The following is a 21,726-nucleotide window of genomic DNA, read 5'->3' as shown; positions in this document are numbered from 1 at the left end:
GATCGTATCGGAGCGATGGGTAGATCTCTGGATTGTCGCGCATCGGTCGTCATTGACTCCGCGGGTCTCGCGCTGGCTCCTGGTTTCATCGATGTCCATACTCATGACGACACCAGCGTTATCCGCACTCCGGAGATGCTGCCCAAAATATCTCAGGGAGTGACCACCGTCATCGTGGGTAACTGCGGTATCTCCGCCGCGCCTGTGCAATTGCGCGGTGGGCCGCCCGATCCAATGAACCTGCTTGGAGAGGCGGATGCCTTCCGCTATCCAACCTTCGCCGCATATGTAGACGCACTTGCCGAGGCGCGCCCCGCTGTCAACGTTGGAGCACTGGTAGGTCACACCGCGCTGCGCAACAACCACATGGACCGCCTCGACCGGATCGCCACGGATGCCGAAGTCGAAGCAATGCGCGCGCAACTGCGGGAAGCCCTCGACGGCGGGGCGCTGGGCCTCAGTTCCGGGCTCGCTTATCTTTCCGCAAACGCGGCCTCGACCGAAGAAGTACTGGCGCTAGCCGAGCCGCTGGCAGCCGCGGGAGCCGTATACACCACGCACCTGCGCAGCGAAACAGAAGCGATCCTGGACGCGATGGAGGAAGCCTTTCGTATCGGCCGCCTCAGCCGCGTGCCGGTCATCGTCTCGCACCTGAAGTGCGCGGGCATCGCCAATTGGGGCCGCAGCGGCGAAGTCTTGCACGCGCTCGATCACGCACGGACCGCACAATGCGTGGGCTGCGATTGTTATCCCTATGCCGCCGGTTCCAGCACCCTCGATCTGCGCCAGGTCGACGAGCGTGTCGAGATCACCATCACCTGGAGCACTCCGCATCCGGAAGTCGCAGGACAATCGCTCGCCAAAATCGCAGGGTCGTGGAATGTAACTCAGCTCGATGCGGCGCGACAACTCCAGCCCGCCGGAGCCATCTATCACAGCATTTCAGAAGAAGACATGCGGCGGATATTAAAGCATCCCGCAACCATGATCGGCTCCGACGGCCTGCCCAACGATCCTCGCCCTCATCCCCGATTGTGGGGCACCTTCCCTCGCGTGCTAGGGAAATACAGTAGGGAAGAGCGGTTGCTGACCTTGCCGGAAGCGGTCCACAAGATGACGCAGATGCCGGCCCATCGCTTCGGTCTTGCCGATCGCGGCCTGATTCGGCCCGGATATCACGCAGACCTGGTGCTCTTCGATCCGGAAAAAGTAATCGACACGGCTACATTTGCTGATCCGGTGCGGGCATCTGAAGGAATCGAGAGCGTCTGGGTGAACGGCGTCCTCTCCTATACCGCGAGTGGATCGACGGGGAATCGCGCGGGGCGTTTTCTCCGCCGTGGAAAAAAAGCCTGGATACAGTAGTGGAAAGAAGAAAGGGATACAGATGAGCATCAAGAGGTATGGTGTCGAAGGTGGCAAGGGTACAGGTGGTCAGCACCTTCCGTTCGCGCGCGCAGTGGAGGCCGATGGCTGGCTTTACGTCTCGGGTCAGGTTCCGATGGTGAACGGCGAGGTCATCACGGGCAATGTCGTAGCCCAATCCCACCAGGCGATTCGCAACCTGCTGGCCATTCTCGCTGAAGCAGGATACACGCCGGAGCACGTCGTCCGCTGCGGTGTCTGGCTCGACGATCCGCGTGATTTTTCTTCCTTCAATACCGTCTTCAAAGAGTATTTCGGAGAGAATCCTCCGGCCCGCGCCTGCGTCGTCTCAAGTATGGTGGTCGACTGCAAGGTGGAAATTGATTGCATTGCCTATAAGTCGCCATCTGCTTAATCAGGACCCGTTTTCGTTTTCCTAAATCCACGAACCCAGAGCGACACCGCTGCCCATGATTGATCACCACAGCATCTTTCTGCTCGTATCGGCCCTGGTCGCGGTGATCTGCCTGGTCGTGCTCATCGCCGTCTTCAAGCTCAACCCCTTCATCACCCTGCTGGTCACATCGCTGTCGCTTGCCGCGGTCGCAGGCATGCCGCTGCAAACCGTGATTCATTCCTTCGAAGCGGGTCTCGGAGGAACCCTTGGCCACATCGCCGTAGTCGTGGCTCTCGGCACCATGCTCGGAAAGATGATGGCCGAGTCAGGCGGCGCAGATCGCATCGCATATACGCTGATCAAGCTTTTCGGTGAAAAGAACATCAGCTGGGCCATGGTGCTCATCGGTTTGGTCGTCGGCCTTCCCGCCTTCTTCGAGGTGGGCTTCGTCCTCCTCATCCCCATCGCCTTTACCGTCGCGCGCCAGACCAAAACGTCGCTGATTCTAGTCGGTCTTCCCATGCTCGCTGGCCTCTCCGTAGTCCATGGACTCGTCCCGCCGCATCCCGCCGCATTGCTCGCAGTCACGGTCTATAAGGCCGATGTCGGGCGCACCATCTTCTACGCGCTGCTCATCGGCATCCCCACGGCGATCCTTGCCGGTCCCGTCTACGCGAGAATCATTGCGCCGCATATCCACCTCGCCGCAGAGAATCCGATGGCCGCACAGTTCGCCGATCGCGAAGCCGCCGATCCGGGTCAAGGACAGCGCCCGCTTCCCAGCTTCGGCGTCACCTTGCTTACGATACTTGTTCCCGTTCTGCTGATGTTGTTCGGAAGCTGGGCCGACGCCATCTTCGCGCCCAAGAGCGCCCTCAATGAGGCCTTGCACCTAGTCGGCAACGATGACATCGCACTGCTCATCGGCGTACTGTTCAGCTTTTGGACCCTCGGCAAAATGCGAGGCTTTACCCGCGAAACCATTCTGCGCTTTACGAATGAGTGCCTCGCACCCACCGCAACCATCACCCTCCTTGTCGGCGCCGGCGGAGGCTTCGGCCGCATCCTTCAGGACAGCGGTGTTTCGAAGGCGATCATCGCCGTCGCCATGCACAGCCATGTTCCGCTGTTGATTCTGGCCTGGTCCCTGGCGGCTCTCATGCGTCTCGCCACCGGATCATCGACCGTGGCCATGACCACCGCGGCCGGCATCGTCGCTCCCATCGCGCTGCAGAATCCCGGAGTTCGCCCCGAGCTGCTGGCCATCGTCACCGGAGCCGGATCGCTCATCTTCTCCCACGTCAACGACGGCGGATTCTGGCTGGTCAAAGAGTACTTCAACATGAGCGTGGTCGAGACCATCAAGACCTGGTCGGTCTGCGAGACGATCATCGCGGTGACTGGATTACTCTTAGCCCTGGTCGTTTCTTTCGCAATCTGATCGCATGGAGCCCCGGGCTCTCCACCGCGTCCTCACGCAGTTACGTCGTGATACAAACGATATTTCTGATCTCTAATCTCGCCGAAGGATAGAAAAGTAACCGGCTGGCCAGACGATGCCACTCTCCATCCAGCCCCCTGCTGCCGCGCCGCCAAAAGCTGCGCGCGTGTGAAGCGGCTGTCCAGCGGGTCGACCGCGAACAGCGTCAGAGGGCCATTCAGCAACGCGGCAGTCTGCAGATGCTGCGCATCGACGCTCTCCAGACGCAGCGGCATATCGATGCTGTATTCGATCCGGTCGCCGTCCTTCCATTCCCGCTGCAAAGGAATGAACGATCCCGGCCGCAGCTCGACCGAAACCGCTTTCCCATTCACTGCCAGCATCGTCTTACTTCCCGCCCACTGCGGCACGCGAAGGTAGATAGCAAAGCTCTCCGCGCGATCCGTGTGAACATGCATCGTAATCTCCGGCGAATACGGATACTGCGTGCGTTGCTCCAAAGCCACCCGTGCGCTGCCCTGCCGCCAGCTCACCTGCGATGGAACGAAAAGGTTCACATAGACGCCATCCGGCGAGCGGAAGTAAGAGCTGATCCCATAGTCCGCCGTGATCTGCGGAAAAGTGCCCGAACAGCAGGGCCACTTGTCTCCGTGATAGAACTTCGACCCCGAGTTGTTGTAGTCCGAGTAGTAAAAGCTGCGCCCATCCGGCTGCAGAGGCTTCGCGCCCAGAATCGTGTTGTACAGCACCTTCTCCATGCTGTCGCCGTAGCGGCTATCGCCCGTCACCCGCATCATGTAGCGCGCAATCTTGAAGTGTCCGTAAGCTCCGCACGGAGTCTCGAAGCTGGCATGCGTCTTGGCAAGGCTGCTTCCCAGATCGCCGCTGTCAGGTTTGCGAAAACTCTCGTCCGGCCCCCAGCCGCCGGTTGCAAAACTCTGCGTATCGAGGACAAACCCGAAGCCGTTGCGTGCCGCGCGCAGATGCTTCTCACTGCCCAGGACCAGATAAGCCTGCGAGGCTGAGCTCAGCGCGTTCACATGGCTGTACGCGTGTTGCCCAGGCAGTACATTGCGCCCCTCGGCCAGCGGATCGAAGTAGGTATCGTCTTGCAAAAAGCGCTGGGCCAGCTGCCGATAGCGGGGATCGCCGCTGCGCCGGTAAGCCAGGAAAAAGTTCTCCGGCAGCGTATACGATTCATCCCACGTATACGCCATGTTCTTGTGCGGTCGCGCCTCCATCTCCGGCCGCGTCAGCGCCTTCTCCGGCAAATAGGGAAGCACCGCATCGGTCGCATAGCCGAGCACCGCCAGGGCCATAGGATCGCTCGCAAATTGGTGCGCGTCGATCAACCCGCAGTTCGTCTTGTCGAAGGTGTAAGCCGGCAGCGGATAGTTCACGTAAAATTTCTCGCTCACCGTGGGCGCGAAGTTGCGCACCAGGCGTTGCACCTTCTCGCGGGTCGGCTTGTCTCCGGTCGCAGCACAGGCTCGAGCCAATCCCGAGAGATACTGCCCGAAGGTATGCCCCGGCACGTAGCCGGTCATGTTGTGCGGCGGATCGAAATCCTTCGACCAGCTGTACCACCCGCCCATATCCTCGCCCGGAGCCGGTAATCCCGCTGCCTGCCGAAACGGCTTCAGCAGCGCGTCTTCATCGAGCCCCAGAAAGAACGCGTGATTGGTGTTGAACTGCTCGAGCAGCGGGCCATCGAGCAGCTTCACATCCGCGTAGTCGAACTGGGTAAGCTTCGTAGAGACGGCGTCCGTCACCGCCGCCAGAGAGGAACGGCGAAGGAAGGCGGCGCCCGCGGCAGCGGTCGCGCCTGCCTTGAGGAAACTTCTGCGAGAGGTCCGGTACATAATTCTCCACGTCGATCGATATTTTATTGAGAGGCGCCCAGCTACCGGCGGCCGGCGCGCTTTTTCGCTGAGTACGGGATTGAGAAAAGGTTTACCTGTCCACCGCTTTCCCTGTCAAGACCACCCCGGCGATCTGTTGCGCGCGGATCCACACCACCCCTTAAAATGGCTTCCATGTTCATCCACACCTTCGCCTTCCGCTGGAAACCCGGTGTCACTGCAGAGCAGAAGCAGCGCGCCATCGCAGCAATTCGCGATCTGCAGGGCAAGATTCCCGGCCTGCTCGAAACCTGGGTCGGAGAAAACATCTCCCCGCGCTCGCAAGGATACGAACTCGGCGGCGTGATGAAGTTTGCCAACCGCACAGCGCTCGATTCCTACGGCGCCCACCCCGTCCATCAAGCCCTCCTCGAATGGCTGGTGCCGCTTATCGAACCGATCGAAGTCGATTTCGAAAGCTAAGAGCGATTCAGCTCCGCCAGCGTCCTCGCCATCCCCTCGCGTTGTCATCCCGACCGAAGCAAAGCGAAGTGGAGGGACCTGCAGTTTCTGTTCCCAATATTCGCGCTCAGGAGCCGCCAGCATCACGCGGCCTTCGGGTCAACCATCACGAGGCCTGCCTGCCCTTGCTCCGCAACGCAGTAAACAGCGGAGCGCCCCACGCACCAACAGCCAGCAGCGCCCCAAACAAAATCACGGCGTCGATGCTCTCGCGTCCTTGCGAAGTCCAGTAATCATTGGCCTGCAGGTTGAGCCACAACGCAAACTCATCCAGAGTCAGCGCCGCGCCTACCCCATAAAGAATGGCAAAGAGCCGGCTGCAGAAGAGAGAAATCGTCGTAGTTCCATTTCCCCACTCCGCCGTCCACGCATAGCCCACCGCCAGCAGGAGGAAGATGCCCCACACCAGGTGATGGATATGTCGGCCGCCTACCATCACCCATCCGAATGGACCGATGTGGTGCGTGATCGCCGTCACCAGCAACCGCACGCCCAGAAAAGTGATGAAGAAACTCACAGCAGCCAGAAACATCCTGCGCCGCGACCGGTCGGGGATTCCCTCATGCACCAGCTTTCCGAGCTTGGTGAGATGAAGCAGGGTAAGCATGATCGCTGCCACGAGAGCAGCGAAGATGAGCAGGATGATTGCGCCTGTCCAATGCATAGGTACGAAGAACTCCTCCCCAAACTACGATGCATGCCAGAGCAGCGAATGAATCTACAGCCGCCGCTTCCTGGAACGCAAGCATAACTCGTAAGGAATGAAATCACACAAAGAAGATACGGCTACGTCCGCAGCTTCAGAGGGATACTGCCGGCACCCTAAGTCTGACGAGCAAAGGGAGGAAGAATCTCAGCGAAGTGTGGAGTGCATCGAAGGACCTGCGTTGCACAGTCCGGTCAGCCATAGCAGGGAACTAACCGCCCAGCGAAGGCAGCCGGTCCGATGAGCCCAGCAAGAAGATCACGCCGATCGCGAAGCTGTAGATCGCACCCGCCACTGCGGCCCAGCGATAGACCGCCGGCCGATGCATCCCCGCGCCAAAGATGCCGCCCAGCGATGCGGTCATCAGAGTATTCATCAGCACCAGCCCCGCAGCGAAGGCCAGCAGCCCCATAAACCCGTGAACCGTGCCGCCCAGGCTAGCCGCCAACAGAAAGAGCATTAGCTGGCTCGGTGTCTCTGCACCCAATCCATGCAGAATGCCGATGGCGAAGACGGATCCTCCGCCGTAGTTCCAGGAAAACGGCTCGGGCCGGGGGACAAGGGGGTCAAAGATGCGGCGAACGCGCCACCATCCGTACTGCAATCCCGAGATGAGAATGGCCCAGCGGCTCTGAATCGCACGGTGCGAATGCGAATGCTTGATCAGGTTGGCGATCACTCCGATGCCGAGTACGATCAGCGTCGCGCCGATCAACCGCTCCGTCCAGTTATCCAGCCGCGCAGGCAGCGGGATGTGCAGCATGATCACCAGCGCGCCCATCGTCACCACGGTGAGCGCGTGGCCCAGCGCATAAGTCACGCCCAGGCGCATGCCCTGCTTCCAGCTCTTCTGCACAGCCGTAATGTCGGAGATAGCGGCCAGATGGTCGTAGTCGAAGCCATGGCGCAGGCCAAGCAGAGCGCAGGAGAAGAGAGCGAGGTCAAGTTTCCAGTTCATGTGTCAGGTGAGGTGCGAAGCATCCGCCATCCCCACTCGATTGTAACGACCGGGAAGACATCGCGCGAACTCAGCGAAAGAGATGTGATTGCTGCTCGGCGCCAAAAGGCGCAGTCGCCTGGACGGCCAGTCCCAGACCCGATCAGCCGCCGATTCGCACCAGCTGCTCCGCCTGAATCCTCGGTCCCAGGATCGAGACGCGTGGCAGCTGTCCCCGTGCCATCGCCACTTCATCGCAGCGGTAGAGGCGCGGGCAGTTCTGGCAGTCTTTGAAGATCTTATCCGGCAAAGCCGCGCGGTCTTCCACTTCGCGGAATCCGTAGCGAAAAAAGAAGTCGGGGATGCGCGTGAAGAGGCACACGCACCCAATGCCGTGATCTTCCGCCTCATCCAGCAGCGCCTGCAGCAGGCGCCCGCCCGCGCCCTGCCCTTTGGCCTCCGGCTTCACGACGATGGACCGCACCTCGGCCAGGTGCGGTCCATAAAGATGAAGCGCGCCGCAGCCCAGAAAGACTCCGGAGTCGGTCTCCGCGACGGTGAAGTCGCGCACGTTCTCGCAGATCTCTGCAAAGACCCGCCGCAGCAGCGTGCCATCGCTCGACAGGCTGTTGACCAGCTCGTAGATGTTGGTCGCATCCTGCAGGCGAGCCTTACGCACCCGCATGGCTTACCTCGTGGTGTTGCTCCTCATTGCCGAGGCTCACCGCTCCATAAATGTCCGCCAACGCCTTCACGCGAGTCTCCGCCTCCGCCAGTGCCTGCCGCACACGCGCGCGAGCCGTCCCGCCGATGACGTCATGGCAGTCGAGCGTGGCTTCGAGCGTCACTGCTGCATAGAAGTCCTGCTCGAACTCCCGCCCGAATTCCTTCAACTCGTCCAACGTCAATTTACCCAATTCGCGTCCACTCTCCAGACCAAAGCGAACCGCGTTGCCGATCTTCTCGTGCGCCTTGCGAAAGGGAACTCCCTTGTAGACAAGATACGTAGCCGCGGCCATCGCGTTCAAATAGCCGCTCTCGCACGCTGCCTTCATGCGATCTGTCCGGAACTTCAGCGCAGCCGTAAATTTCGCCAGCAGAAAGACCATGATGTGCGACGTACGCGTGGCTTCAAAGACCGGCTCCTGCGTCTCCTGCATATCTTTGTTGTAAGCCAGCGGCAGCCCTTTGAGCAGCAGCGTCACTGTCTGCGCCGCGCCGTTGATCCGCCCAACCTTCCCGCGCACCAGCTCCGTCAAATCCGGATTCTTCTTCTGCGGCATCGCGCTCGAGCCGGTCGAGAACGCCTCGGGCAGCTCGATGAACCCAAACTCCGCCGTCGCAAACAACGTCATCTCCTCGGCAAAACGGCTCGCATGCAGTCCCACAAACGTAAGGGCCTGCAGATACTCCAGCACAAAATCGCGATCGCTGGTCGCATCCATGCTGTTCGCCGTTGGAGCGGTGAAGGACAGCTCTTCCGCAGCGATGGTGCGATCCAGAGACAGCGTGGCCCCGGCAACTGCGCCCGAGCCTAGTGGACAATAGTTCAAACGCCGCGCGCAGTCTTCAAGGCGCGAGGCATCGCGAAGGATCATCTCCACATACGCCAGCAGCCAGTGCGCCACCAGCACCGGCTCCGCGCGCTGCAGATGCGTGTACGACGGCATTACCGCATCGCCGGCGGTCTTTGCCTGCTCCACCAGAGCCGCGGCCCACGCGCCTAGATGCGCGATCAACACATCGATGCGGAAGCGGATATACAGCCGCAGGTCGGTCGCGATCTGCTCGTTGCGGCTACGCCCGGTGTGAAGCTTGAGCCCCAGATCGCCGATCGCTTCCACCAGCTTCATCTCGACGAAGTGGTGAATGTCCTCGGCATCGGCGTTCATCGCTTCAGGCTGGTGTGGCTTCTCGCCCAGCTTGTGCGGCTGCTGAATGAAGCGATCGAGGATCGAATCCAGCCCATCGACAATCGTCTGAAATTCGCTCTCGTTCAGAATGGACGCGGCCAGCAGCGCGCGTGCGTGTGCCTTGCTGGCTGCCGCCTCTTGAGAGAGCAACGCGCGGTCGAACTTGAACGAGCGCTGCCAGTGATCGAAAACCGGGTCCAACGGCTCGCGAAAGCGTCCCGACCACATTTTGAGAGGTTGTTCGCTCACGATTGCTCCTCGCTCTTTGCGACTCCGCTATTCAGCTGCGGCATCTCCGAGCCATGGCTCAGCGTGATGAGACCGCTCTGCGCGTAGGTCAGCAGCTTGGCGCGCGTATCGGTGATGTCGAGATTGCGCATGGTGAGTTGGCCGATCCGGTCGCGCGGAGAGAATGCAGATTGGGTCTTCTCCATGCTGAGGCGCTCGGGATGAAACGTGAGGTTGGGCGACTCCGTATTGAGGATCGAGTAGTCGTTACCGCGACGCAGCTCCATCGTGACCTGCCCGGTGATGGCGCTCGCCACCCAGCGCTGCGCCGACTCGCGGAGCATGATGGCCTGAGGATCGAACCAGCGTCCCTGATAAAGAAGGCGGCCCAGCTTGCGGCCATTCTCGCGGTACTGCTCGATGGTGTCCTCGTTGTGAATGCCAGTGATGAGGCGTTCGTACGCAATGAACAGCAGAGCCAGGCCGGGCGCCTCATAAATGCCGCGGCTCTTGGCCTCGATGATGCGGTTCTCAATCTGGTCGCTCATGCCCAGGCCGTGGCGTCCGCCGATGCGATTGGCTTCGAGCAGCAACTCGACCGGGTCGGAAAACTCCACACCATTGAGCGCGACTGGAAAGCCTTGTTCGAAGCGAACCGTCACCTCTTCGCGCTTCACCTCAACATCGTCCCGCCAGGACGCGCTGCCCATGATGGGCTCGACAATGCGGATGCTGCTCGAAAGCTGCTCAAGATCCTTGGCTTCGTGGGTCGCACCAAGAAGGTTGGAGTCCGTGGAGTAGGCCTTCTCGGCAGACATCTTGTAACCGAAGCCGGCCTTTTGCAGGAAGGCTGACATCTCGGCGCGTCCGCCCAGCTCGTCAATGAACAAGGGATCGAGCCACGGCTTATAAACCTGCAGATTCGGATTGACCAGCAGCCCGTAGCGATAGAAGCGCTCGATGTCATTGCCCTTGAAGGTCGAGCCATCGCCCCAGATGTTGACGCCGTCTTCCTTCATCGTCGTGACCAGCATGGTGCCGGTGACCGCGCGTCCCAGAGGCGTGGTGTTGAAGTACGTCACACCGGCAGTCGAGATGTGAAAGGCGCCGGACTGCAGCGCGGCAATTCCTTCGCGCACCAGCGGTCCGCGGCAATCGATCAGCCGCGCCTTCTCCGCGCCATATTCCAGCGCCTTGCGGGGGATCGCGTCGTAGTCGCTTTCGTCCGGCTGCCCGAGATTCGCCGTGTAGGCATAGGGCAACGCGCCCTTCTGCTTCATCCAGTGAAGCGCGGCGCTGGTATCCAGGCCCCCGGAAAAAGCGATGCCGACTTTCTGGCCGACCGGCAGACTTTCAAGAATGACAGACATTTCCTAATCCTTTTGCGTTCTTCGCGTCTTAGCGGTGAGAACCTCGGTCCGCGTTTCTACGGTGAGGGCGTTGAAAGCCAAGAGGCTAGCGGGTGCTGGCGCTCTACTCTGAAGGGTGGCCCACATCTCGCTTCTGAGACGTGGGACACCCATAAACGTAGGAAACTCAACCCTGAGCTCTGAGCCCTGAGCCCTGAGCTCCACCCAACAGCAGAAGCAACAAAGCCTTCTGCGCGTGCATGCGATTCTCCGCCTGGTCGAAGACCATCGACTGCGGACCGTCCAACACCGCATCTGTCACTTCGGCGTTGCGATGCGCCGGCAGGCAGTGCATGAACGCCGCGTGGGACGCAGCATGCGACATCAGCTGCTCGTTCACCTGGTAGGGCTTGAAGATCGGCGCGCGCTTCGTTACTTCATGTTCGAAGCCCATGCTGGTGCAAACATCGGTGTAGACAACATCCGCCCCGGTCACCGCGGCTACCGGATCGGTCACCAACTCCACGCTGCCGCCCGTGGTATTGGCGATCGCCCGCGCCTGCGCCACGATATCCGCCTTGGGCGCATAGTTCTTCGGAGATCCCACCACGCAATGCGCGCCCAGCTGCGCCGCGGTGAGCATGAGCGAGTGGCAAACGTTGTTGCCGTCTCCCACGTAAGTGAACCGCACGCCCTTGGCTGTGCCGAAGCGCTGCTCAATCGTTAGGAAATCGGCCAGAGCCTGGCAGGGATGCTCGAGATCGCTCAGTGCATTGATTACCGGACAAGCCGCGTAGGAGGCCATCTCCGTAATGGTCTCGTGCGCATAGGTGCGCAGCACGATCACCGATACCCAGCGCTCCAGGTTGCGCGACATATCCGCCAGCGATTCCCGCTCTCCCAGCGGAGACTGCGTCTGGTCGACGAAGATCGCCGAGCCGCCCAGCGTATTGATCGCCGTCTCGAAGGTCAGCCGCGTGCGCAGCGAGGCCTTCTCGAAGAACATCACCATCTGCTTGGCATCGAGAGCCCAGCGGAAAGCCGCAGGATTTGCTTTCACGTCGTGCGCCAGCTGCATTACTGCGGCAATCTCGGCCGTCGAGAAATCGGCAATCGAGCAGAGGTCGCGTCCCGCCAGCGACTCTATGGGGGAGGGAATCGTACCCACCTGTTCTTCCGTTTCATTGAGTAGATAAGGCTTACTAGACAATCTGTTTGCCTCCCGTCGTTGCCGCGCCTGCGCCCTGCGGCGCGCGCTCCGTCAATATTTCATCCAGTGCGGAGATAGCCGTGTCCACATGCTCGCGGCCAAGAATGTACGGGGGCAGAAAACGCAATACGGCCTCGCTGGTTCGGTTGATCAGGATGTGCCGCTGCAGCATATCGGCGACCACGTCCTTGGCCAGGTCAGCGGAATCGAGCTCCGCAGCCAGCATCAATCCCATGCCGCGCACTTCCACAATCGCTGGATGCTTTTCGGCCAGATCCTTCAGCTTCTCGTGGAAATACGTGCCAACTTCAGTTACATGTTCGAGCAGCTTCTCGTCCTCAATCGTCTGGAAGACCGCAAGCGCAACAGCGCAAGCCAACGGACCGCCGCCGAACGTCGTGCCGTGCATCCCGGGATGAATCGCGCGGGCCGCTTCCTCGGTGCAAAGCATTGCACCCAGCGGCAGCCCGCTAGCCAGAGGTTTCGCGACCGTGGTCACGTCCGGCTGAACGTCGTAATGTTGATACCCGAACCACTTGCCCGTCCTGCCCATGCCTGCCTGGATCTCATCGCAGATCAGCAACGCTCCGGTGGAGCGCGTAAGCTCGCGCGCAGCAGTCATAAATTCTTGAGACACAGGACGAATTCCACCCTCGCCTTGAATCGCCTCGATCAACACCGCGCAAACATCCGATGAAAACTTCGCCGTCAGATCCGCAATGTCATCGAATGCGACAAACTCCACGCCCGGCATCACCGGCTCGAAAGGTTCGCGATATTTTGCCTTGTGCGTCGTCGCGACGGAGCCCATGGTGCGGCCGTGGAAGCTATGCTCCAGAGCCAGAAACTTCGTGCCGATGTTCTTGCCCTCGCTGCGCAGCAGGCCCGCGTGGGCGCGCGCCAACTTCAGAGACGCTTCCCATGCCTCGGTGCCGCTGTTGCAGAAGAAGGCGCGATCCATGCCGCTGGCTTCCGTCAATCGCAGCGCCAGCTCCGCCTGTCCCTCATGAAAATAGAGATTGGAGAGATGAATCAGCTTGCGGCTCTGCTCCGCGATAGCTGTCTCAATCGCCGGATGCCCATAGCCCAGAGCGTTCACCCCAATGCCGCTCAACAGATCCAGATAGCGCTCACCCTTTTCGTCGAAAAGGTAGACTCCCTCGCCCTCAACAAACAGAATCGGATTGCGCTCATAGGTAGGTAGCAGCAACTTCGCCTCCGCCGCCTTGATTTCTTCTAAATTCATAACTGCTCCTAAAACAATCTCAAAACGATCACGCAAAATGTTTCACGCTAGCCGTTTCTAAGCTGACCGACTTGCACCACCCGCCGGGTGCCCCACATCTCGCTTTTGAGATGTGGGGACTGTGCTCCAAGCCCACACGCCGCCCGAACTTGAGCCACCCACTCTTCAGCCAACCGGACCTTAGCCACCCGCTTCTCAGCGACCCGCTGTTATGCCACTAGCACTTCCGTCCCAAACGAAACACGCGAGCTGCATAGATCCGGCAGCACGGACGCGACCTCTGCAGGCAGAATCCGCACCCGCTTCACGCCCTGCAATAGAGCTTCGCGGCAGGCGCTCAGCTTGGGCAGCATGCCGCCGCTGATCACCGCATCGCGAGTCAGCCCCGCAATCTGATCCACATTCAGCCAGCGCATTACCTCGCCATCGGCTCCGCGAACTCCCGGCACGTCGGTAAGGAAGACCAGCGCATCGGCCTTGCAGGCTGCGGCGCATGCTGCCGCCATCTCGTCGGCATTCACGTTGTAGTACTCGCCATCAAAGCCCAGCGCGATGCTCGAAATCACCGGCACCGCGCCCATCTGCCAGATCGCGTCCAGCCAGCGCGGATCGGACGCGACGATCTCGCCCACATAGCCAAGATCCGGCGCGGTCCGCTTCTTGCGTGCGCGAAAGATGAGTCCATCGCCGCCCGAAAGCCCCATCGCCGCCTGTCCATGCCCGCCCAGAGCAGCGACGAGCGCTTTGTTCACCTGACCGCCCAGCACCATCACCGCCGTGTCGCGCGTCTCCGCATCGGTCACGCGCAGCCCGGAGATGAATTCGCTCTGCTTGCCCATTAGCTTGAGCGTGCGTGTCAGTTGCACGCCGCCGCCATGCACCAGCGCGACCTGATTGCCGTCCTTCACCATATCGGCGATGGCCTGCGCACAGGCATGCAGCATTTCCGGATTCTCCAGCGCCGCCCCACCCAGCTTCACTACAAATTTCATCGGTATTGCCTCGCAACTCTCAATCGTTAACGAACTATCAAATTCTGTGCCCTGTGCCCTGTGCCCTGTGCCCTGTGCCCTGTGCCCTGTGCCCTATTCCAACCCCGCAGCCTCGTCCCAACCGCACATCAGATTTAGATTCTCCACCGCCTGTCCGGCTGCACCCTTCAACAGGTTGTCTAAACAGGAGACGACGATGCACCGCCGTCCGTCCTTATCCAGCTCGAAGCCGATGTCGCAATAATTCGTGCGCACCGAATACTGAATCTGCGGCAGATGCCCCGCGCCGAAAATCCGCACCATCGGGCTGCCGGCATAAAATTCGCGATACAGCGCATCGACTTCGGAGGGGCTCTTCTTTTCTCGGAACGTCACATAGATCGTCGAAAGAATCCCCCGCGGAATCGGCAGCAGATGCGGAGTGAAAACAATCTGCGAGCGGTCCAGGCCCAGCTGCTCCAGCAACTCGCCCATGTGCCGGTGCGAGAAAGCGCCGTAGACCGAAAGATTATCCGCCGCATACATATAGTGCGTCTTCGCCGACGGAGCCTTGCCCGCGCCCGACACCCCCGATTTCGAATCGCAGATGATCCCGCGATCTAAATCCAAAACGCCCGCCGCGACCAGAGGCTTCAGCCCCAAAATGATCGACGTCGCATAGCATCCGGGATTCGCCACCAGCTCCGCATCGCGAATCTCATCGCGATGCAGCTCCGGACTGCCGTACACGGCCTTCGTCTGAACCGCCGCCGTTACCGCGCTGCCATCGTCATCGAATTTGTAGACGGCGCGATTGTCCGCCTCGCTCAACCGCCACGCCCCGCTCAGATCGATCACGCGAATCCTGTGCTCCAGCGCCAGCGGCGCATACTCCCGCGATTGCTCGTGCGGAGTGGCCAGGAACAACACCTCAACTCCCCGCTCCTTCAACAGCTCCCACGAGAAAGGCTCGATCTTCAGTCCCGCCGAGCCATTGTTATCCACCAGCTGCGGATGCAGAGCGGTTAAAGACGAATCCTGCCCCGCCTCCGCCCGGCCCAGAAACACCGGCGGACGCCCCTTCAAATTGGGATGATGCAACAGCAGCCGCGCCAACTCCGCGCCGGCATATCCGCTCACTCCTAAAACCGCTGTCTGTATCGAATCCTTCATCAAACGATTACTCCAAATCTTGCTCTGTTCCTGCGCGAAGCGCGATCGCCTGGACGGCGAGTCCCGGCTAGTCCCTAGCCGATCATCTCTTCCAGCCGGTCACGCAGCGCCGAAGCGCTCTTCTGGTCGGGGCAGATGATCAAAATCGTGTCGTCTCCGGCAATTGTTCCCAGCACCTCATCCCAATCCTCGCGATCGATGGCCAGAGCCACCGGCTGCGCTCCGCCATGCGTCGTGATCAGCACCAGCTGATTGAGAGCCTGCTTCACCTTCAGTCCGAAGCTCGAGAGCACGTCCTCGACCGACGGAGAATCGTCCTCCTCGTCTTCGATCGCCAAACCGTTCCCGTTGGCCAGCGCATAACCGTTCGGCCCCTTATAGAGACGGATCTCGCGAATGTCCCGCGACAGCGTCGCCTGGGTCACGTCGAAGCCACGCCGCACCAATTTGCGGCGCAGCTCGTCCTGGCTAGTCACAGCCGCGCTGGCTACAAGCTCCCGGATCGCGTTATGTCGGTCATACTTCGTCAAAATAGAAAATCGCGGGCCAGAAACTCACCCGCGCCTTATGCATAAAAATACATTTCAATGTATAAATATACGCAGGGCGTCTGTCAAGGCTCTTCAATAAATATTATTGATGCAGGCTATGGCAATTTTTTATAAAGCCTTCCGGCTCCCTGTAATCAATACATTTTCGCGATGCCTGCGCGACAGAAGGGCCGTATAGTGTCATATGGGCTGCATAAATTTTTCTGATTCCAAGCCAGCGTTCGAGCGCCCACAAAGCTCTCATTCTTCCTCGGAACCCGTCCGTACAGCCGCCCCCCGCTCCAGTGCTTGTTGTTTCACCGGCGCGAGTCTCATCGATCCCCGCTTCGAACATGAATCCTGCGGCGTAGGATTCGTCGCGACGCTGACCAATCAGCCATCGCATGACATTCTGCAGAAAGCACTTACCGCTCTCGCTCGTCTCGAGCACCGGGGCGCCATCGCTGCCGACGGCAAGTCGGGAGACGGCATCGGCATCTCCACCGGCATTCCCCGCGATTTTCTTCTGAAGTCAGTCGGCGCAGATCTCGCCGCAGATCGCCCCTTTGCCGTGGGTGTGGTCTTTTTCCCACAGCAGGCCGCCGCAACGTTGCCCGCCGCACTGGAGGAATTCGAGCAGTCCCTCGCCGACCAAAATCTGAAGGTGCTGGTCTGGCGTGAGGTGCCCATCCGCAAGGATGTCCTCGGCGAAATTGCGCTCTCCACCCTGCCCATCATCCGGCAGGCGCTCGTCACCGCGGACGACGCTGAACAATTCGCGCGTCGCCTCTATCTCGCACGCAAGCACTTCGAGCGCGGCCAGAGCTCTCGCGGAGACGACAAAGCCTACGTCTGCTCGCTCTCGGCCTCGAACATGGTCTACAAGGCCATGTGCATCGGTCGCCTGCTCGCCGATTTTTACCCCGATCTCACTGACCAGGCCTTCACCACTTCTTACGCGCTCTTCCACCAGCGCTACGCCACCAACGTGGCTCCCTCCTGGGATCGCGCCCAGCCGCTGCGCATGCTGGCCCATAACGGCGAGATCAACACCGTCTGGGGCAACCGCGCCCGCATGGACGCTCGCGCCGCCACCTTTGAGGACGGACTGAAGCCGGTCTTCACTCCTGAAGGCTCCGATTCCACCAGCCTCGACGAAACCGTCGAAATGCTGGCCCGCAATGGCCGCACCGTGGCCGAAGCCCTGCGCATGCTCATCCCGCCGGCCGCCACCGGGAAGCGCTCCGCGTTCTTCTCCTACGCCGCCGACTGTGCCGAGCCGTGGGACGGTCCTGCCGCCATCGCCTTCTCTGACGGATATCTGGTCGGAGCGATCCTCGACCGCAACGGCCTCCGTCCCTGTCGTTACTTCGTGACCCAGGACAACCTCGTCGTCCTCGGCTCTGAAGCCGGCCTGGTCGATCTCGATCCCGAGACCATCGTTCACAGTGGCCGCCTCGGCCCCGGCCAGATGCTGGTCGTCGATCTCGACGAGAAGAAGCTTTACGAGGACGAGCAGATTCAGGAGATCTTCGACGCCGCCGCGCCGCTATACGAACGCCTGCTCGAAGACCACACCCTCGAAGAGCACGTTCCCGATCCGCCGCTCGACGCTGCCGAACTCACCCGCCTCCAATTGGGTTTCGGCTACTCCCGCGAAGACGTGAACATGATCCTCAAGCCCATGGCTCTCGACGGCAAAGACGCCATCTGGTCGATGGGCGACGACACGCCGCTCGCTCCGCTGGCGCGCGCGCCCCGTCCCGTCTATGCCTATTTCCGCCAGCGCTTCGCGCAGGTGACCAACCCGCCCATCGATTCGCTGCGTGAGGCTCGTGTCGTCCAGCTTCATACCCGTCTTGGCCCCTGGCCGCACATGCTGGACAAGCGCTCGCCGCTGCCCGGCCTGTCCCTGGCCTCGCCGATTCTCTCGCTGGCACAGCTGCACGACCTTCGCGCCCGTCAGCACGCGCTGGCCAACAACCTGCCGCTGGCGACGCTCGAGTGCGTACTGCCTCAGGGGGCAACGCTGAGTGCAGCACTCGATGAAATCTGCGCCAAGGCCATCGATCTCGTTCGTGGCGGAGCTGCCATCCTGCTGCTGACCGACCGCGTGACCGGCGAGAACCGCAATGCCGCGCCCATCCCCATGGCCCTCGCCCTGGGAGCGGTGCATCAGGCTCTGATCCGTGCCGGCGAACGCACCCGCTCCGGCCTCGCTGTCGAGGCTGGAGACTGCCGCGACCTGCACCACGCTGCTGTTCTCCTCGGCATGGGCGCCGGAGCCGTCTGCCCGTGGCTGGCTCTCGAAACCGCGCGCAGCCTCAACCCCGAAAAGGGCGAGGCCAATCTCCTCCACGCCTTCGATCAGGGCCTGGCCAAGATCATGTCCAAGATGGGCATCTCGGTCGTGGACAGCTACCGCAGCGCGCATCTCTTTGACTCCCTCGGCCTCAGCCAGGAAGTCGTCGACCGCTGTTTCTACGGCACCCCGGCCCCGCTTGGCGGCATCGGCTTTGCCGAGCTCGAAGAGCACATCCGCCAGATATGGCTCGGCGGCTTCGGCAACAACAGCGAAGCTCCGGAAGGCGATTCGCCTGCTCCCACGGCCACAGTGACCAAAGACCTTCCCGACTACGGATGGGTGCGCTTCCGCAAGGCCGAGAAGGCCGAGCCGCACTCCTGGCAGCCGCAGACCGTGAAGGCGCTCCAGACCGTCGTCGGAACCGCTCGCGGTGTCGCCGCCGTGGCCGAGCCGGCCATCGCCTGGGCTGCTTTCTCCACGCAGGCCGTCGAAAAACAGCCCGCATCCCTGCGTGATCTGCTCGAAATCCGTCCCGCCGGCGCGCCGCTCGCTCTCGAGCACGTCGAAGCGCCGAGCAGCATGTACAAGCGCTTTATCGCGTCTGCCATGTCTTTAGGCTCGTTGAGCCCCGAGGCCCATCAGACCATTACCGCCGCCATGAACATGATCGGCGCGCGCTCCAACACCGGCGAGGGCGGCGAAGATCCCGCCGTCTATCAGCCCAACGTCGATCTTGACCTGCTCGGCAAGCCGACACCGTCGCACCTGCTCAACAACAAGGTGAAGCAGGTGGCCTCGGGCCGCTTCGGTGTCACCACCGAATACCTCATGCACGCCGAGGAGATTGAGATCAAAGTCGCTCAGGGCTCCAAGCCCGGCGAAGGCGGACAGCTCCCCGGCCACAAGGTCACCGAGCTCATCGCCCGCCTGCGCCACGCCCAGCCCGGCGTTCAGCTCATCTCGCCGCCGCCGCACCACGACATCTACTCGATCGAGGACCTCGCCCAGCTCATCTACGATCTGAAGCGCGTGAATCCCAAAGCCGCCATCGGAGTGAAGCTGGTCTCGGAATGCGGAGTAGGAACCGTCGCTGCCGGTGTCGCCAAGGCCTATGCCGATTACATCGTCATCGCCGGCCACAATGGTGGAACCGGAGCCTCTCCGCTCTCCAGCATCAAGTACGCCGGCAATCCCTGGGAGCTCGGCCTCGCCGAAGCCCAGCAGGTGCTCCTCGCCAACGGCATGCGCAGCCGCGTCCGCCTGCGCTGCGACGGAGGACTCCGCACCGCTCGCGACATCCTCATCGCCGCTCTCCTTGGAGCCGACGAGTATGCCTTCGGCACTGCAGTCCTCGTCGCTCTCGGCTGCGACATGGCCCGCCAGTGTCATCTCAACACCTGTCCCACCGGAATCGCTACACAGCGCCCCGATCTCCGCGCCAAGTTCCGCGGCCGCCCCGAGCACGTCGTTCGCTTCTTCGAAGAGCTGGCCCGCGATCTTCACGTCTTGCTCGCGCAGTATGGCCTGCCCTCCATCGAAGCCGCCATCGGACGCACCGATCTGCTCGAACAGGTCCGCCACGACGGCTCTCTGAATCTCGCTCCGCTTCTCGCAGCACCCGCACAGGAAGAATCTCGCTGGGCAGGGAAGCGCAATACCCGCTTCACTCAAACTCCGCCCATCGACGAAGCCTGGCTCGAGCCCGCGCTTGCCGCCTATCGCAACGGCGAGCACTACGTCCACGACGCGCTGGTCTCGAATGAGGACCGCACCCTCGGTGCAAGACTCTCCGGCGAGCTGGCCCTGCTTCACACCTCCGGCGTCCGCACCGAAGGCCGCCTCACCTTCAACCTCACCGGCGTCGCCGGCCAATCCTTCGGAGCCTTCGCCGCATCCGGTCTGGAGCTGGTACTGAAGGGCATGGCCAACGACTTCGTCGGCAAGGGGCTTTCAGGCGGCGAGCTCATCCTGAGAGGACAAGGTCGCGCCGCTCTCCAATCCGAGCTGCACGTCATCCTCGGCAACGTCGCTCTCTACGGAGCCACCAGCGGAGCGCTCTTCGCTGCCGGCCGCGCCGGCGAGCGCTTTGCCGTCCGCAACTCCGGAGCACTGGCCATCGTCGAAGGCGTCGGCGATCACGGCTGCGAGTACATGACCGGCGGTCTCGCCGTCATTCTCGGAGCCACCGGCTACAACTTCGGAGCCGGTATGACCGGCGGCCTCGCCTGGGTCTTCGACGAGGATGGGGATTTCTTAACCCGGGGCATGTATCACCCCGACTTCCTCACTCCGGAGCCCTACGAAACCCTCGACGGCGAAGCCAGGGAGAGCATCCGCGGCTTCGTCCAGCTCCACGCCGAGAAGACCGCCAGCACCCGCGCCTACTGGCTCCTCTCCAAGTGGGACGAGCTGGCCCCCCGCTTCATCCGCCTAACCCCCAAGCCGCAGGCATAAGCCTGCGGCCAGGCGGCCCGCCCGCATCTTATTTCCACCGCATCTATACTTTCATCGATGCCACCAGACCTCCGCACTCACGCGCGAACCGCCGGAACGGCGCTCTTCAACTGGTGGAAGGCGGTTACCCTCGAAGCTCTCTTTGTAGCCGTTCTCTGGCTCATCGGCCTGCTGCTGCTTCACGTTCCGCTGGCGCCGGTCTGGGCCCTCATCGGCGGCCTGATGACCTTCATCCCCAACTTCGGCGGAGTCATCACCGTCATCTTCCCGGTCCTGATGATCCTCTTCAGCGGCCACGACATGTATCGTCTCGGCCTCGTATTAGGCCTCTACGCATTGATCGTCGTGATAGACCAGCTCGCGCTGCAGCCGCTCCTCCTGAAGCGCGTAAGCCGCATCCCCATCTGGGCGTCGATCCTCGTGCCCATCGCCCTCGGCATCGTCATCCCCTTCTGGGGAGTCCTTCTCGCGCCACCACTGCTGGCCGTGATCTACGCCTTCCGCAGACCTAAGGATGGCACGCAGTAAAGCGCGACCGCCTCTGATCGGCTTCAATCCGCTTCAAAACTACTCTTAATTAGAAACGTTATTCTGAGCGAAGCGAAGAATCTCAGCAGATCCGACATCCAAATGTTAGCCCGAATCGAAGAGTCGCAGGGATTCTTCTATCGTCCGTTGACCATCAAAACGACGATCACTTTTTAGCCGCACTCACTCCCCTCCTGCCTTTGGGAAGATGAGCCTCACCCCACTCATTCAAAGCAGTCAAGACAGGCTGCAAGGATCGCCCTTTTTCAGTCAAGACATATTCGTGATACGCGCTCCCATCCGATGCGGGAGCCACTTCCAAAATGCCGTTGTCGACGAGTTTGCGCAAGCGGGAGCTCAGCACATTTTTAGCCAGCCCAAGACTCTGCTGAAACTCGGTAAACCGCCTCTTGTCTTGAAATGCGTCCCGCAGGATGAGGATCGACCACCATTCGCCGATCACGTCTAAGGTCCGCGCGATTGCGCAAGGCGAGTTCTTCATACTCTTACGCTGCATAGTATTTCGACCTCGTGCGCTGGACTTCATCCTATGAAGCCAGCAGGTTGCATTATTATACCGAGTCTGCCATGCTGCAAATATGGTTGCTTT

Annotated in this window: 18 protein-coding genes; 6 read left to right on the top strand and 12 right to left on the bottom strand. The window is 61.1% G+C overall.

Going from position 1 to position 21,726, the window contains the following annotated elements; translation table 11 throughout:
- The first annotated feature begins 15 nt into the window (after nucleotides 1-15).
- Genes XX99_RS22520 through XX99_RS22510 form a run of 3 tightly spaced genes read left to right on the top strand, consistent with a single transcriptional unit; the run spans nucleotide 16 to nucleotide 3,203 of the window.
- The gene (locus tag XX99_RS22520) at nucleotides 16-1,365 is read left to right on the top strand and encodes an N-acyl-D-amino-acid deacylase family protein (protein WP_231581565.1); all 1,350 of its coding nucleotides are present in this window, start codon (nucleotides 16-18) and stop codon (nucleotides 1,363-1,365) included.
- A gap of 22 nt (nucleotides 1,366-1,387) precedes the next feature.
- Nucleotides 1,388-1,780, top strand: coding sequence for a RidA family protein (locus XX99_RS22515; RefSeq protein ID WP_050061658.1), 393 nt, complete (start codon nucleotides 1,388-1,390; stop codon nucleotides 1,778-1,780).
- Nucleotides 1,781-1,835: 55 nt separating this feature from the next.
- The gene (locus XX99_RS22510; RefSeq protein WP_050061657.1) at nucleotides 1,836-3,203 is read left to right on the top strand and encodes a GntT/GntP/DsdX family permease; all 1,368 of its coding nucleotides are present in this window, start codon (nucleotides 1,836-1,838) and stop codon (nucleotides 3,201-3,203) included.
- Nucleotides 3,204-3,235: 32 nt separating this feature from the next.
- Here the strand turns inward: XX99_RS22510 and XX99_RS22505 are convergent, their stop codons facing one another.
- Nucleotides 3,236-5,065 (bottom strand): beta-L-arabinofuranosidase domain-containing protein, encoded by a 1,830-nt coding sequence (locus XX99_RS22505; RefSeq protein WP_050061656.1) that lies wholly within the window; start codon nucleotides 5,063-5,065, stop codon nucleotides 3,236-3,238.
- Between the two features lie 174 nt (nucleotides 5,066-5,239).
- Here XX99_RS22505 and XX99_RS22500 point away from each other — a divergent pair, with 174 nt between their 5' ends.
- The gene (locus XX99_RS22500; RefSeq protein ID WP_050061797.1) at nucleotides 5,240-5,527 is read left to right on the top strand and encodes a Dabb family protein; all 288 of its coding nucleotides are present in this window, start codon (nucleotides 5,240-5,242) and stop codon (nucleotides 5,525-5,527) included.
- Between the two features lie 145 nt (nucleotides 5,528-5,672).
- Here XX99_RS22500 and XX99_RS22495 read toward each other — a convergent pair whose 3' ends face one another.
- The 10 genes from XX99_RS22495 to XX99_RS22450 all read right to left on the bottom strand — a co-directional run bounded on the left by XX99_RS22495 (nucleotide 5,673) and on the right by XX99_RS22450 (nucleotide 15,829).
- Nucleotides 5,673-6,230 carry a hypothetical protein gene (locus XX99_RS22495; protein ID WP_050061655.1) on the bottom strand — a complete coding sequence of 186 codons (558 nt, stop codon included), beginning with the start codon at nucleotides 6,228-6,230 and terminating at the stop codon, nucleotides 5,673-5,675.
- Nucleotides 6,231-6,483: 253 nt separating this feature from the next.
- On the bottom strand, nucleotides 6,484-7,230 hold the full coding sequence (locus XX99_RS22490; RefSeq protein ID WP_050061654.1) for a hypothetical protein: 747 nt from the start codon (nucleotides 7,228-7,230) through the stop codon (nucleotides 6,484-6,486).
- Nucleotides 7,231-7,372: 142 nt separating this feature from the next.
- Nucleotides 7,373-7,894, bottom strand: coding sequence for a GNAT family N-acetyltransferase (locus XX99_RS22485; RefSeq protein WP_050061653.1), 522 nt, complete (start codon nucleotides 7,892-7,894; stop codon nucleotides 7,373-7,375).
- Complete coding sequence (gene argH, locus XX99_RS22480; protein WP_050061652.1) at nucleotides 7,881-9,350, bottom strand: argininosuccinate lyase; 1,470 nt, start codon at nucleotides 9,348-9,350, stop codon at nucleotides 7,881-7,883. The genes XX99_RS22485 and argH overlap by 14 nt, the downstream gene beginning before the upstream one ends.
- A gap of 17 nt (nucleotides 9,351-9,367) precedes the next feature.
- Nucleotides 9,368-10,720, bottom strand: a complete 1,353-nt coding sequence (argG, locus tag XX99_RS22475; RefSeq protein WP_050061651.1) for an argininosuccinate synthase — start codon at nucleotides 10,718-10,720, stop codon at nucleotides 9,368-9,370.
- Nucleotides 10,721-10,886: 166 nt separating this feature from the next.
- Nucleotides 10,887-11,858: an ornithine carbamoyltransferase gene (gene argF / locus XX99_RS22470; RefSeq protein WP_082125890.1), complete on the bottom strand. Its 972-nt coding sequence runs from the start codon at nucleotides 11,856-11,858 to the stop codon at nucleotides 10,887-10,889.
- Between the two features lie 43 nt (nucleotides 11,859-11,901).
- Nucleotides 11,902-13,155: an aspartate aminotransferase family protein gene (locus XX99_RS22465; protein ID WP_050061650.1), complete on the bottom strand. Its 1,254-nt coding sequence runs from the start codon at nucleotides 13,153-13,155 to the stop codon at nucleotides 11,902-11,904.
- Nucleotides 13,156-13,364: 209 nt separating this feature from the next.
- A complete protein-coding gene (gene argB / locus XX99_RS22460) occupies nucleotides 13,365-14,147 on the bottom strand; it encodes an acetylglutamate kinase (protein ID WP_050061649.1) in 783 nt (260 codons plus the stop codon).
- A gap of 93 nt (nucleotides 14,148-14,240) precedes the next feature.
- Nucleotides 14,241-15,299: an N-acetyl-gamma-glutamyl-phosphate reductase gene (gene argC, locus XX99_RS22455; protein ID WP_050061648.1), complete on the bottom strand. Its 1,059-nt coding sequence runs from the start codon at nucleotides 15,297-15,299 to the stop codon at nucleotides 14,241-14,243.
- 74 nt (nucleotides 15,300-15,373) lie between these two features.
- On the bottom strand, nucleotides 15,374-15,829 hold the full coding sequence (locus XX99_RS22450; protein WP_050061647.1) for an arginine repressor: 456 nt from the start codon (nucleotides 15,827-15,829) through the stop codon (nucleotides 15,374-15,376).
- Nucleotides 15,830-16,034: 205 nt separating this feature from the next.
- Between XX99_RS22450 and gltB the strand changes: the two genes are divergently transcribed.
- Nucleotides 16,035-20,588: a glutamate synthase large subunit gene (gene gltB / locus XX99_RS22445; protein ID WP_082125852.1), complete on the top strand. Its 4,554-nt coding sequence runs from the start codon at nucleotides 16,035-16,037 to the stop codon at nucleotides 20,586-20,588.
- Between the two features lie 57 nt (nucleotides 20,589-20,645).
- A complete protein-coding gene (locus XX99_RS22440; protein ID WP_050061646.1) occupies nucleotides 20,646-21,116 on the top strand; it encodes an AI-2E family transporter in 471 nt (156 codons plus the stop codon).
- Between the two features lie 166 nt (nucleotides 21,117-21,282).
- Here XX99_RS22440 and XX99_RS22435 read toward each other — a convergent pair whose 3' ends face one another.
- Nucleotides 21,283-21,633, bottom strand: coding sequence for a winged helix-turn-helix transcriptional regulator (locus XX99_RS22435; protein WP_050061645.1), 351 nt, complete (start codon nucleotides 21,631-21,633; stop codon nucleotides 21,283-21,285).
- Between the last annotated feature and the right edge of the window lie 93 nt (nucleotides 21,634-21,726).

The organism is Silvibacterium bohemicum (genome assembly GCF_001006305.1).
GTDB lineage: Bacteria > Acidobacteriota > Terriglobia > Terriglobales > Acidobacteriaceae > Silvibacterium > Silvibacterium bohemicum.
Note: the sequence above shows the minus strand (reverse complement) of the source record. Positions and strands in the feature narration are given on the sequence as shown.

What these genes read in the sequence shown, in the direction of transcription:
- XX99_RS22520 (WP_231581565.1), top strand. Translation starts at nt 16, where the DNA reads ATGGGTAGATCTCTGGATTGTCGCGCATCGGTCGTCATTGACTCCGCG.
- XX99_RS22515 (WP_050061658.1), top strand. Translation starts at nt 1,388, where the DNA reads ATGAGCATCAAGAGGTATGGTGTCGAAGGTGGCAAGGGTACAGGTGGT.
- XX99_RS22510 (WP_050061657.1), top strand. Translation starts at nt 1,836, where the DNA reads ATGATTGATCACCACAGCATCTTTCTGCTCGTATCGGCCCTGGTCGCG.
- XX99_RS22505 (WP_050061656.1), bottom strand. Translation starts at nt 5,065, where the DNA reads ATGTACCGGACCTCTCGCAGAAGTTTCCTCAAGGCAGGCGCGACCGCT.
- XX99_RS22500 (WP_050061797.1), top strand. Translation starts at nt 5,240, where the DNA reads ATGTTCATCCACACCTTCGCCTTCCGCTGGAAACCCGGTGTCACTGCA.
- XX99_RS22495 (WP_050061655.1), bottom strand. Translation starts at nt 6,230, where the DNA reads ATGCATTGGACAGGCGCAATCATCCTGCTCATCTTCGCTGCTCTCGTG.
- XX99_RS22490 (WP_050061654.1), bottom strand. Translation starts at nt 7,230, where the DNA reads ATGAACTGGAAACTTGACCTCGCTCTCTTCTCCTGCGCTCTGCTTGGC.
- XX99_RS22485 (WP_050061653.1), bottom strand. Translation starts at nt 7,894, where the DNA reads ATGCGGGTGCGTAAGGCTCGCCTGCAGGATGCGACCAACATCTACGAG.
- argH (WP_050061652.1), bottom strand. Translation starts at nt 9,350, where the DNA reads ATGTGGTCGGGACGCTTTCGCGAGCCGTTGGACCCGGTTTTCGATCAC.
- argG (WP_050061651.1), bottom strand. Translation starts at nt 10,720, where the DNA reads ATGTCTGTCATTCTTGAAAGTCTGCCGGTCGGCCAGAAAGTCGGCATC.
- XX99_RS22465 (WP_050061650.1), bottom strand. Translation starts at nt 13,155, where the DNA reads ATGAATTTAGAAGAAATCAAGGCGGCGGAGGCGAAGTTGCTGCTACCT.
- argB (WP_050061649.1), bottom strand. Translation starts at nt 14,147, where the DNA reads ATGAAATTTGTAGTGAAGCTGGGTGGGGCGGCGCTGGAGAATCCGGAA.
- argC (WP_050061648.1), bottom strand. Translation starts at nt 15,299, where the DNA reads ATGAAGGATTCGATACAGACAGCGGTTTTAGGAGTGAGCGGATATGCC.
- gltB (WP_082125852.1), top strand. Translation starts at nt 16,035, where the DNA reads ATGGGCTGCATAAATTTTTCTGATTCCAAGCCAGCGTTCGAGCGCCCA.
- XX99_RS22440 (WP_050061646.1), top strand. Translation starts at nt 20,646, where the DNA reads ATGCCACCAGACCTCCGCACTCACGCGCGAACCGCCGGAACGGCGCTC.
- XX99_RS22435 (WP_050061645.1), bottom strand. Translation starts at nt 21,633, where the DNA reads ATGCAGCGTAAGAGTATGAAGAACTCGCCTTGCGCAATCGCGCGGACC.